The organism is Chthoniobacterales bacterium, assembly GCA_036569045.1.
Classification (GTDB): domain Bacteria; phylum Verrucomicrobiota; class Verrucomicrobiia; order Chthoniobacterales; family JAATET01; genus JAATET01.
Genome location: DATCRI010000034.1, coordinates 46,289 through 57,207, shown reverse-complemented (window position 1 = coordinate 57,207; position 10,919 = coordinate 46,289). Strand labels below are relative to the sequence as shown.

The following is a 10,919-nucleotide window of genomic DNA, read 5'->3' as shown; positions in this document are numbered from 1 at the left end:
GTGAAGCGCGATGGACTATGACTTTGCAATCATCGGCGGCGGGAGCGCCGGTTACGCCGCGGCCCGCACCGCCATTGGGCTCGGCCTGAAGACCCTGCTCATCGAGGGCGGAGAGAAAATCGGCGGTCTGTGCATTCTCCGCGGCTGCATGCCGAGCAAGGCGCTCATCGAGTCCGCCAACCGCATGCTCACGCTCCGCCGCGCGAAGGAATTCGGACTGCGCGCCACTGGCCTCGAGGCGCACGCGGAGGAGATCGTCGCCCGGCAGCACCATTTCATCAGGGATTTCGCGGACTACCGCCGCGGGCAGATCGAGTCCGGCGCCTTCGATTTCGTGCGCGGCCTCGCGGAATTCGTCGGCCCGCATTCGGTGGTTGTCCGCTGGCCCGGCGAGCCGGATCGCCCGATCACCGCGCGCAGTTTTCTCGTGGCCACGGGCTCCGTGATCCAGACTCCGCCCGTTCCCGGCCTCGCGGAAGCCGCCGCTCTCACGAGCGACGATGCGCTGGAACTCACCACGCTGCCCAGCTCGCTCGCCGTGCTCGGCGCCGGCCCCGTCGCGCTCGAGATGGCGCATTATTTCTCGGCGCTTGGCGTTGCCGTCACGATCATTCAACGCGGCCCGCAGCTCCTCACGGGGTCCGATCCCGACATTGCCCACGCGCTCGAGGATGCGCTGCGCAAACGCGGCATCACGATCTTCACCGGCACCCACATTCACGGGATCGAACGCACCGCGGAAGGCCGGCGCATCGTCTTCGAGAAGGCCGGTGAGATGCACACCATCGCATGCGCGGAGATTCTCAACGCCCTCGGCCGCCGGCCCAACCTCGACAAACTCGGGCTTGCCGCGGCCGGCATCGCCGGGCCAGAGCATCGGCTCGAAACCAACGCGCATCAACAGACAAGCCAGCCGCACATCTTCGCCGGCGGCGATTGCTGCGGCCCGCACGAGGTCGTCCACATCGCGGTGCAGCAGGGCGAGATCGCCGCACGCAACGCCGCCCGGCTTCTCGCGGAAAAAGGCGAACCGCTGGAAGCGATCGACGACCGCCTCAACCTCTACGCGGTCTTCACCGAGCCGCAGGTCGCCACCGTCGGATTGAACGAGGCTGCCGCCCGCGCGCGCGGCCCAATCCGCGTCGCGACCTATCCGTTCGACGACCACGGAAAATCCCTCATCATGGGCGAGACCGAGGGCTTCGTGAAATTGATCACCGATGCCGCGACCGGCGAAATCCTCGGCGGCGCCGTCGTGGGCCCCCACGCGAGCGATCTCATTCACGAAATCGTGGTCGCCATGCACTTCCGCGCCACGGCCGCCCAGCTCGCCGCGATTCCCCACTATCACCCGACGCTCAGTGAGATCTGGACCTATCCGGCGGAGGAATTGGCCTCCCCCGATGGAAACGATTGACAGCGGAAACTCGAAGGCTAGCGTGCGCTAAACACTCTCATGAACCTCAACAATTTGGCCCAAAGACCCATGGCAGAACCCATCCCCGGCGGCGCAGCGAAGAACGTCCTCGCGAACGACGTCGAAATCAAAGGCACGATCAAATTCGAGAACGAACTCATTTTCGACGGCAAGGTTGAAGGCGAGATCCTCTCCGAAGGCACCCTCGTGATCGGCAAGAACGCAGAAGTCCGCGGCGAGGTGAAGACCAAGTCGGTCACCGTCCACGGCACCGTTTTTGGCAACATCACCGTCACCGAGAAGGCCGAACTCAAGGCCAGCTCCCAGCTCACCGGCGACCTCAAGGCCACCCGCATCATCATCGAGGAAGGCGCAACCTTCATCGGTAAATCCGAAGTCACCCCGAACAAAGCCAACATCAAGCAGCCCAGCGGTCCCGTTGCTCCCTCTCCCGAGGCGCGCAAGCAGCCCGTCGCGGCCTAGTCCGCCCGCCTGCTCCGGCAGGCACATTCAGCGATGTTCGGGAGCGCCAAAAAGGTTCCCATCAGCTGCCCTCACTGCGGCTCGACCCAGCTCGAGCCGCGGGAGTTGATTTCTACCTATTGTCGAAGCTGCGGCGACCATTTCTCGGTCGCGCCGCAGCCGGCAATGGCCACCTCCCCTCGTCCGGCGCTCGCCGAACGACTTGTCCGGCAACTTCGAGTCGTCCAGCGCCGTCGCACGGTTTCCTGCCCCGAATGCGATCACCGGCACCATGTGCCGGCGCACTCGCCCTCTGCGCATTGTCCCGCCTGCGGGGCGATGATCGATCTTCACAACATCGAAATCACCGGGCACAGCACCCGCATCGTGCAAACCCGCGGCACGGTGCACATCGGCCGCGAAGGCTTTCTCAACGCCACCCGCGTCACCTGCGGTCACGCGTTTGTGGAAGGCCGCATTGCCGGCAAGGTCACCTGCGACGGCACCCTGCGCCTGCGCGGCGAGGGCATCTGCCGTGCGCAGATCCGCACCCGCCGTCTCCTGATCGACCGCGGCACCAATCTTCGCTTCCTCTACACGATCTACGCGGATGAAGTCCTCCTTCGCGGAGAGATCGAGGCCGACGTTCAATGCGCCGGCCGCATCCACATCGGTCGCCACGGCGGACTCGATGGCGACATCCATTCCCGATCGCTGATCGTGGACAAGGGCGGCCACTACGCGGGCTCGGTGGAAATTTCCACCGCCCTGACGGAGCCGGCCCTGGTCTCGTCTCCGAAACCCGCCGTGCGCGTGGTTCCCGGCTGGCAGCCCCGCCTGTCCTTCGGCTGGGGCGCCTGAACCTCGCAGCCGGTCAGGGCTTCGGCGTCGGCGACACCGCCGGCTGCTCGACCACCGCGGCAAGCGCCTCGGCCATCGGCGCAGCCACCTGCGCGGAAACGCTCGTCGGGAACGTCTTCTGCAATTCGCGATAGGCCCGCACCGCGGCTTCGCGCTGGCCCTGCGCGGCCTTCAGCTCGGCCGCCGTCCACAGCGCGTAGGGCGCGGCGAACGAGGCGCTGTCGGTCTGCGCGAGCGTCTCGAGAGCGGTCGCCGCATCGGCAACCTTGCCGCTCAGCGCGAGATTCTCGGCGACGGCAATGCGGGCGAGCGGCACGAAGGGATGTTTCGGCTGCGCCTTGATGAAGGCATCGAGGATGGAATTCGCCTCGTCGTATTTCTTCTCGGTGCGCAGGGACGCGGCGAGCAGGAGCGACGCGTCACCAGCCACGGGCGAATACCCGTATTTTTCCACGACCGCGCGGTAGTCGGCCGGCGTCTGCGCGGCCGCAAAGGCGGCCTCGGCCGCGCTCGCGCGGGCGTTTCCAATGATGAACCACGCGAAGACCGCGACGATCACCACCACCAGCGCCACCGCGCCGGCAATGATCCGGGTCTTGTGCTTCTCCCAGAGCAGTTCGAAGGAATCGATTTCGTATTCGGGTTCGTCGGAAGCCGGGGCGACCGGCAGACTTTTCGGCGTGGCCATGTGCGGGAAAAATTCTAGGCGCCGACCTGCGCGCGAGCTTCCTCGGCAAGAGCGGTGCTGAGGTAACGCTCGCCGGTCGAGCAGGCGACGGTGACGATGAGCTTGCCGGCGTTCTCCGGACGCTTCGCAATCTCGATCGCGGCGTGGACATTCGCGCCGGTGCTGATGCCGACGAGCAGGCCTTCCTCCTTCGCGAGGCGGCGCGCCATGGCAAAGGCGTCGTCGTTGCTGACCGTAACGACCTCGTCGATCGCGGCGAGATGCAGGTTGTTCGGAACGAAGCCCGCGCCGGTGCCCTGGATCTTGTGCGGACCGGGTTTCACCGTCTCGCCGTTGCGGGTCTGCGTGATGACCGGAGAATCCTTCGGCTCGACCGCGACGGCCTTGAAATCGGCCTTGCGGGTCTTGAGAACTTCGCTCACGCCCGTGACCGTGCCACCGGTGCCGACGGCCGCGACAAGAATGTCGATGGCGCCGGCGGTGTCCTCCCAGATTTCCTCGGCGGTCGTCTTCTGGTGGATCGCAGGATTCGCGGGGTTGTTGAACTGCTGCGGCATCCAGGCATTCGGATTCTCGGCAACGATCTGCTCGGCCTTCGCGATGGCGCCCTTCATGCCTTCGGCACCCGGCGTGAGAATGAGTTTCGCACCCAGCATCGCGAGCAGCGTGCGGCGCTCGAGGCTCATCGTCTCGGGCATGGTGAGCACGAGCTTGTAGCCCTTCGCCGCGGCGACGAACGCGAGCGCGATGCCCGTGTTTCCGCTGGTCGGCTCGACGATAAGCGTGTGCTCGTTGATCAGCCCCTTCGACTCCGCATCCTCGATCATCGCGGAACCGATGCGGTCCTTGACGCTGCCGAGCGGATTGAAGAACTCGCACTTGAGCGCAATCGTCGCAGGCAGGCCGGCGGTCACGCGGTTGAGTTTCACGAGCGGCGTGCGCCCGACGGTTTCGACGATGTTGTTGTAAATTTTGCCCATGAGAAAAGTGCGGGGTTGGGAACTCGGCAGGCTACACAAGGCCCCTTGCCCGGGCAAAGGGTTTCTTTTACCCTGAGATCGTGCCCGCCCTTCTTTCCGAGGATGAAATCGCCAGACGCCTGCCCGGCGTTCCGGACTGGCGCCGCGAGGGCTCCGAAATCGTGCGGACGTTCGCGTTCGAGAACTTCGTCGCCGCGGTGGCGTTCGTGAATCGGGTGACCCCGCTGGCCGAGGCCGCGAATCATCATCCCGACGTGGACATTCGCTGGAACAAGGTCACGCTCCGGCTCGCCACCCACAGTCGCGGCGGCGTCACGCATCTCGACTTCGATCTCGCCGCCCGGATCGACGAAGGCGAAGCGGGCGGCAGAGGGCGCTGAAAATTTATTTCATCAGGCACGAAACATGCGGCCCCTCCGCCGGACGCATTTTCGATCTTGAACCTCCCCATCACCTATTTCGGCGATCTCGTTCAATACTGGCAGCCGCGAAAAGGCAGCCTGCGGAGAGCCATTCTGGACCGGACGCCCCCATTCTGGCGCTTCCAGATTCTCGGATTCGCGGGATGGACGATCTGGGCGCTCCCGCTCCATTTCTATCACTACACCTCGATCTCGACAGGCCTTTGGATGGGCCTCACGCAGGAGTTCATCGGCTTTCTGCTCACGATCGGCCTGCGCGAGATCTATCGGCGGACGAACATCCGGCGGTTCGATGCATGGGTGCTCGCACCGCTGATGGTCGCGATCTCCGTCCTCGCCGCCGGGCTGGACTCCCTGATTTTCCTCGAAGTCGAGAAATTCGTCGGCGCGAACGCTCTCCACGTGTCCGAGGCAAACTACACCGGTTACATCTTCTGCCTCCGCACGTTGCTCTTCGTGGCGTGGAGCGGATTGTATTTCTCGATCCAGGCCCTGCTCGAAACCCGGGAAAAGACGCGGCAGCTCGTCGACGCGGAGCGCCTGCGCCACGACGCAGAGCTGCAGATGCTCCGCTCGCAGACGAACCCCCACTTCCTCTTCAATGCCTTCAACACCATCCTCAGCGAAGGCCGCGGGAATCCCAAGGTCACCGCGCTGGTGAAGGGCCTCTCCGACTACCTGCGCTACTCGCTGGCGTGCCGCCACGAGGGTTTCGTCTCGCTCGGCGCGGAGATCGACGCCATCTCGAGCTACCTCGAGGTCGAAAAATCGCGCTTCGAAGGCGATCTCGTGCTCGAACTCGCCGTCAGCCCGATGGCCCGCTCGGCCGGCGTGCCCGGCGTGATCGTCCAGCCTCTCGTCGAAAACGCGATCAAGTATGGTCGCGAGACCAGCGAGATGCCGCTGCGACTGCGTATCGCTGCGGAGACGAGCCCCCACGCGCTGCGCATCGAGGTCTGCAACTCCGGGCACTGGCTCGAGCCGCAGCCCTGGCAGAAGAACCAGGCCTCCGGCTGCGGCATCGACAACCTCCGCCGGCGGCTGGAATCCATCTACCCGGACCGGCACCGCTTCGAGATCGGTGAACGCAACGGCGAGGTCATCGCACTCGTGGAAATCCAGATGGACCACGACTACGACGTGCGGCTGCAGAATTACGAACTGCGCCAGCGCATGGACCCCTCGTGATGTGGCGCGCCATTCTGATCGATGACGAGGCTCCCGCCCGGAGCCACCTGCGGGAATTACTCCAGGCGCACCCCGAAGTGGAGATTGTCGGCGAGGCCGCGAATGTCGCCCAGGCCGCCGAGGCCTGCCATGCGCTCCATCCCACGCTGCTCTTCCTCGATCTCCAGATGCCGAAAGGGTCGGGCTTCGAGCTGCTTTCGCGGATCAGCCACGTGCCGGAGATCATCTTCGTCACCGCCTATGAGCAATATGCCGTGCGAGCCTTCGAGGTGAACGCGATCGACTATCTGTTGAAACCCGTATTCGAGGATCGCCTCGCCCTCGCGCTCAGTCGCCTCGGCCGGCGGGTGAGCGACGCCGAGCACCCCCCGGAGGCCGTGCGCGAGGAGGACCGCGTCTTCCTCCGCACCAGCAAGGGCCTGCGCGTCGTGCTCGTGCGGCAGATCACGCACATCGTTGCCGATGGCAATTACAGCACCGTCTGGCTGCTCGATGGCGAGGCTCTGCTCATCGACCGCACCATGGGCGTGTGGGAGGGCATGCTCGCCCACACGAAGTTTGTGCGCCTCGATCGTTCCTTCATCCTCAATCTCGAGCACCTCGAGGAAATGAAAGTCAGCTCGCGCGATTCCGCGCACCTGACGATCCACGGGCGACCGGAGCTGGTCAAAATTCGTCGCGCGGCTCGCTCCCGGCTGCAGTCGCTCCTCCGGCGCGGATGAAGTTGGCACGGCGAGTCGGAGCGTCTGCCCGATTCGCGGAATAGTCTGCCCGGTTCGCGGACAAGACTGCTTCGCAGCGCTGTCGCGGTGCATTTCGTGCTGGGTTCGCGCCTTGTCATTCGCCGGTCCTTCGACGGGCGGATGCCTTAAAAAACAAACAAACAAAGGAACAACACCCATGTTACGAAAATTGCCATCGAGCATCGTCGCGACTGCCGCCGTCGCCCTTCTCGTTCACGCGCCCTGCCAGGCCGGGACCGAGATGGCCGCGAAGAAGGAAGTCGTCGTGGAAGTCGAGGAAAAGCCTGCCTTCAGCGGCTGGATGTCCTTCGACCTGAACAGTCACTTCATCTCCTACGGCGCTGACGTCTGGGGCGGAGGGACGAACTGGAACAAAGGCGTCTTCAACCCGTCCATGGAACTGGCCTGGGCGACTCCCGTGCCCGGCCTGACGTTCGTCGTCGGCACGTGGTGGGACGTCAATAACAACACCCGTTCGTCCATCGGCGGCATGATCCAGGAAGTCGATGTCTGGACTGGCGCATCCTATGCTTACAAGGACCTGTCCGCCACCGTGCTCTACCAGGCATGGAACTACGGCGGCCAGACCGAGCAGATCCTCGACGTGATCCTGAAATACTCGAACAACATGTTCCTGAATCCGGCGATCACCTTCCACAACCGTCTCGATCCCGGCGCGGCCGAAGGCGGCGGCGGCCAGAACGGCACGTTCTTCGTCCCGAACCTCAGCTACAACATCAAGATCGGGCCGCTCACCATCACCCCCTCCGCGGCGATGGGCTTCTGCACCAAGTATTACCACGGCGCCGGCGGTGGCTATGCCTACACGGCCCTCGGCCTGAACGGCAGCGTGCCGATCCCCTACCTCCCGGGCAGCTGGGAGCTCCACGGCGGCATCACCTACTACAACACCAACAACTACGTCCTTCCGAGCAACCCGGCCAACAACTTCGTGACCGGCAACATCGGCATCAAACTGTCCTTCTAACCTCACCACATCGGGGAGCGCCCGTCTTCGGGCGGGCGCTCCCTGACAAACCACCAACCAAAGACCCCGTCCCAACAAACTCATGAAACTCCTCAAATCCATCAGTGCGCTCGCGGCCGGCGTCGGCCTGTCGGTCGGAGCGCTCTCTCCGCTCCACGCCGCCGACGACACTGTCAAAGTCGGCGTCCTCCACTCGCTCAGCGGCACCATGGCCATCAGCGAAACCTCGCTGCGCGACGTCCTGCTTTTCGCCTTTGACGAGATCAACGCCAAGGGCGGCGTGCTCGGCAAGAAGATCGAGCCCGTCGTCGTCGACGGCGCATCGAACTGGCCGCTCTTCGCCGAAAAGGCCAAGCAGCTCCTCGAAGTCGACAAGGTCGCCGTCGTCTTCGGCTGCTGGACCTCGGTCAGCCGCAAGTCCGTGCTGCCCGTCTTCGAGAAAGACAACGGCCTCCTCTTCTACCCAGTGCAATACGAGGGCGAGGAAATGTCGAAGAACATTTTCTACACCGCCGAAGCCGTGAACCAGCAGGCCATTCCCGCCGTGGATTACCTCCTCGAGGACGGCCGCAAGAAGTTCTACCTCATCGGCACCGACTACGTTTACCCGCAGACCACGAACCTCGTGCTCCTCGAGTATCTCCTCAGCAAGGGCGTCCCGATCGAGAACATCGGCGGCGGTCTCCGCAAGGACGAGGCAGGCAAGGTCATCTCCGCCGGCAAATACACGCCCTTCGGCCACACCGACTACCAGCAGATCGTCGCCGAGATCAAACAGTTCGCCGCCACGGGCGACGCCTGCGTGATCAACACGATCAACGGCGACTCGAACGTCCCGTTCTTCAAGGAACTCGCCGGCGCCGGCCTCACCGCGGCTGACTGCCCCGTTGCTTCCCTCAGCCTCTCCGAGGACGAGTTCCGCTCGCTCCCGGCCAAGGATCTCGTCGGCCAGCTCGGCTGCTGGGCTTATTTCATGAGCATCGACTCGCCCGCCAACGCGAAATTCAAGAGCGACTTCTTCGCCTGGCTGAAGACCTCGACCGTCCCCGGCATCGAGAAGGAAAACCGCGTCACCTGCAGCCCGATGGTCCTCTCCTATGACGGCGTCTACCTCTGGAAGGCCGCGGTCGAAAAAGCCGGCAGCTTCGATGTCGACAAGGTCCGCGAGGTCCTCGAGTCCGGCAAGATCACCTTCGAAGGACCGAACGGCCTGAACACCGTCGAAAAAAATCACCACACGAAGAAGAACGTCTACATCGGCGAAACCAAGGCCGACGGGCAGTTCAAGATCGTGGAGGAATTCAAGCAGGTCTACCCCGAGCCCTTCCTCAAGGGAACCTTCGGCAAGAACTAACCGTCAAATTTCCAGGGTGGTTCCTGGTTAGGCATGGTGGAGGAGCGGGACTGGTTCTCTCGCTCCTCTCACCTCCTCGAAAGTCAAAATCATGAAAGCGAGATTCCAACGATTCCACATTCAAGCCCGGGCGGTCCTCGTCCTGTTCCTTGGCCTTTCTTCGCTCAGCGCCACCCGCGCAGCGGATGCGCCGGAGTTGGCCGCCCGGCAGGGCCTCGCCGCCGCCATCGTCGCGGAAGAGAGCGCCCAGCCCGACCTCGTCGCCAGACTCGCCTCCACGCCCGATCCCGTTCTGAAGGATCTTCTCGAAGCCTGGCAACGTGGCGGCATATACATTTTCACCGCGCCCGACGGCGCCAAAACGGCCTTCACGCTCAAGGAGGGCAAGGCCATCCGCATCGACACCGGCGAACCGCTCACGGACGCCTCCGGCGCCGCCCTCACCTTCCAGGAGAGCGCCCTCACTCCCGTCGACACCAGTTCGAAACTCCGCCGCGCCATCCGCGCGACCACCGATCTCTTCGCCCTCGCCGATCCAAGTCCCGACACCCGCAAGGGCGCCATTCTCAAGCTCGGCATGAAGCAATCTCTCACTTCCCTGCCGATCCTCGAGGCTCGCATGGCCGTCGAGACCGATCCTTCCGTGAAGGACGCCATCACCCAGGCCATTGCAATGACGCAGCTGGCGTCGCCCGATTCCGCGACGAAAATCGCCGCGCTCAAGCAGCTCAAGAAGACCACTTCCGTGCCCAGCAAGGCGATGGTCACCGCAATCGCGAACAACCCCGGCACCCCCGCCGACGTGAAGGCCGCGGCCACGTCCACGCTCGTCGCCATCGATAATCACCTCTTCTGGGTCGACTTCTTCGGCACGATCTTCCGCGGCGTCAGCCTCGGGTCCGTGCTCCTCGTCGTCGCCCTCGGCCTCGCGATCACCTTCGGCCTCATGGGCGTCATCAACATGGCCCACGGCGAGATCATGGTCGTCGGCGGCTACGCGACCTACCTCACGCAATGCGTCTTCAGCAACGGCGTTTCCCTCGCGCCCTTCGGCCTCACGCTGCGAATCCCCGGCTTCGGCTTCGACCCGGCCTCGGGCATGTATCAAAGCTACTTCCTCTTCGCGCTGCCGGTCGCCTTCTTCAGCGCCGCCGCGGTCGGCCTGCTCCTCGAACGCAGCGTCATCCAGTTCCTCTACCGCCGCCCGCTCGAGTCGCTCCTCGCGACCTGGGGCGTCTCCCTGGTGCTCCAGCAGATCTTCCGTCTCGTCTTCGGCCCCGCGAACGCGCCGGTCTACTCGCCCGCCTGGCTGCTCGGCAGCTTCTCGGTCGGCGACGTCATCATGAACTACAACCGCGTGTTCGTGATCGGCTTCGCCATCGTCATCGTCATCGGAACCTCGCTCCTGCTGGCAAAAACGCCGCTCGGCCTGCTCATTCGCGCCGTCATGCAGGATCGCAACATGGCCTCCTGCATGGGCGTCCGCACCGAGAAGATCAACATGCTCACGTTCGCCTTCGGTTGCGGCCTCGCCGGCCTCGCTGGCGCGTTCCTCTCGCAGATCGGCAACATCGGCCCGAGCACCGGTCAGACCTACATCGTCGACTCCTTCATGGTCGTCGTCGTGGGCGGCGTCGGCAACCTCATCGGCACGGTCATCTCCGCGCTGGGCATCGGCACCACCGACCAGATTCTTCAGACGCTGCTCCGCAACCCGGTGATCGGCAAGGTGCTCGTGCTCGTGGCCATCATCCTCTTCCTCCAGTGGAAGCCATCCGGCCTCTTCGCCACGAAGGGACGCGGCCTTGAAAATTGA

General features: G+C 64.2%; 11 protein-coding genes. 9 read left to right on the top strand and 2 right to left on the bottom strand.

Translation table 11 applies throughout. From position 1 onward, the window contains the following. Positions 1 to 10 precede the first annotated feature (10 nt). The 3 genes from VIM61_07085 to VIM61_07075 all read left to right on the top strand — a co-directional run bounded on the left by VIM61_07085 (position 11) and on the right by VIM61_07075 (position 2,740). Positions 11 to 1,417, top strand: coding sequence for an FAD-dependent oxidoreductase (locus tag VIM61_07085; GenBank protein HEY8900158.1), 1,407 nt, complete (start codon positions 11 to 13; stop codon positions 1,415 to 1,417). Between the two features lie 69 nt (positions 1,418 to 1,486). After that, positions 1,487 to 1,900 carry a polymer-forming cytoskeletal protein gene (locus VIM61_07080; GenBank protein ID HEY8900157.1) on the top strand — a complete coding sequence of 138 codons (414 nt, stop codon included), beginning with the start codon at positions 1,487 to 1,489 and terminating at the stop codon, positions 1,898 to 1,900. Between the two features lie 318 nt (positions 1,901 to 2,218). Continuing rightward, positions 2,219 to 2,740, top strand: a complete 522-nt coding sequence (locus VIM61_07075; protein ID HEY8900156.1) for a polymer-forming cytoskeletal protein — start codon at positions 2,219 to 2,221, stop codon at positions 2,738 to 2,740. Between the two features lie 13 nt (positions 2,741 to 2,753). On the opposite strand, the gene VIM61_07070 is transcribed toward VIM61_07075, so the two are convergent. Then, positions 2,754 to 3,428, bottom strand: a complete 675-nt coding sequence (locus VIM61_07070; GenBank protein ID HEY8900155.1) for a tetratricopeptide repeat protein — start codon at positions 3,426 to 3,428, stop codon at positions 2,754 to 2,756. Between the two features lie 14 nt (positions 3,429 to 3,442). Continuing rightward, positions 3,443 to 4,408 carry a cysteine synthase A gene (gene cysK / locus VIM61_07065; GenBank protein ID HEY8900154.1) on the bottom strand — a complete coding sequence of 322 codons (966 nt, stop codon included), beginning with the start codon at positions 4,406 to 4,408 and terminating at the stop codon, positions 3,443 to 3,445. Positions 4,409 to 4,488: 80 nt separating this feature from the next. On the opposite strand from cysK, the gene VIM61_07060 reads away from it, so the two are divergent. The 6 genes from VIM61_07060 to urtB all read left to right on the top strand — a co-directional run bounded on the left by VIM61_07060 (position 4,489) and on the right by urtB (position 10,919). Continuing rightward, complete coding sequence (locus VIM61_07060) at positions 4,489 to 4,788, top strand: 4a-hydroxytetrahydrobiopterin dehydratase (protein HEY8900153.1); 300 nt, start codon at positions 4,489 to 4,491, stop codon at positions 4,786 to 4,788. 57 nt (positions 4,789 to 4,845) lie between these two features. Then, positions 4,846 to 6,018 (top strand): histidine kinase, encoded by a 1,173-nt coding sequence (locus VIM61_07055; protein ID HEY8900152.1) that lies wholly within the window; start codon positions 4,846 to 4,848, stop codon positions 6,016 to 6,018. Then, on the top strand, positions 6,018 to 6,740 hold the full coding sequence (locus VIM61_07050) for a LytTR family DNA-binding domain-containing protein (protein ID HEY8900151.1): 723 nt from the start codon (positions 6,018 to 6,020) through the stop codon (positions 6,738 to 6,740). The genes VIM61_07055 and VIM61_07050 overlap by 1 nt, the downstream gene beginning before the upstream one ends. Before the next feature lie 178 nt (positions 6,741 to 6,918). Then, on the top strand, positions 6,919 to 7,749 hold the full coding sequence (locus tag VIM61_07045; protein ID HEY8900150.1) for a hypothetical protein: 831 nt from the start codon (positions 6,919 to 6,921) through the stop codon (positions 7,747 to 7,749). A gap of 82 nt (positions 7,750 to 7,831) precedes the next feature. Beyond that, a complete protein-coding gene (gene urtA, locus VIM61_07040; GenBank protein HEY8900149.1) occupies positions 7,832 to 9,103 on the top strand; it encodes an urea ABC transporter substrate-binding protein in 1,272 nt (423 codons plus the stop codon). Between the two features lie 91 nt (positions 9,104 to 9,194). After that, complete coding sequence (urtB, locus tag VIM61_07035; GenBank protein HEY8900148.1) at positions 9,195 to 10,919, top strand: urea ABC transporter permease subunit UrtB; 1,725 nt, start codon at positions 9,195 to 9,197, stop codon at positions 10,917 to 10,919.

Bases quoted from the DNA above. Each gene is read 5' to 3' on its own strand.
- VIM61_07080 (HEY8900157.1), top strand. From the start codon at position 1,487: ATGGCAGAACCCATCCCCGGCGGCGCAGCGAAGAACGTCCTCGCGAAC.
- cysK (HEY8900154.1), bottom strand. From the start codon at position 4,408: ATGGGCAAAATTTACAACAACATCGTCGAAACCGTCGGGCGCACGCCG.
- VIM61_07085 (HEY8900158.1), top strand. From the start codon at position 11: ATGGACTATGACTTTGCAATCATCGGCGGCGGGAGCGCCGGTTACGCC.
- VIM61_07050 (HEY8900151.1), top strand. From the start codon at position 6,018: ATGTGGCGCGCCATTCTGATCGATGACGAGGCTCCCGCCCGGAGCCAC.
- VIM61_07070 (HEY8900155.1), bottom strand. From the start codon at position 3,428: ATGGCCACGCCGAAAAGTCTGCCGGTCGCCCCGGCTTCCGACGAACCC.
- VIM61_07075 (HEY8900156.1), top strand. From the start codon at position 2,219: ATGATCGATCTTCACAACATCGAAATCACCGGGCACAGCACCCGCATC.
- VIM61_07045 (HEY8900150.1), top strand. From the start codon at position 6,919: ATGTTACGAAAATTGCCATCGAGCATCGTCGCGACTGCCGCCGTCGCC.
- urtB (HEY8900148.1), top strand. From the start codon at position 9,195: ATGAAAGCGAGATTCCAACGATTCCACATTCAAGCCCGGGCGGTCCTC.
- urtA (HEY8900149.1), top strand. From the start codon at position 7,832: ATGAAACTCCTCAAATCCATCAGTGCGCTCGCGGCCGGCGTCGGCCTG.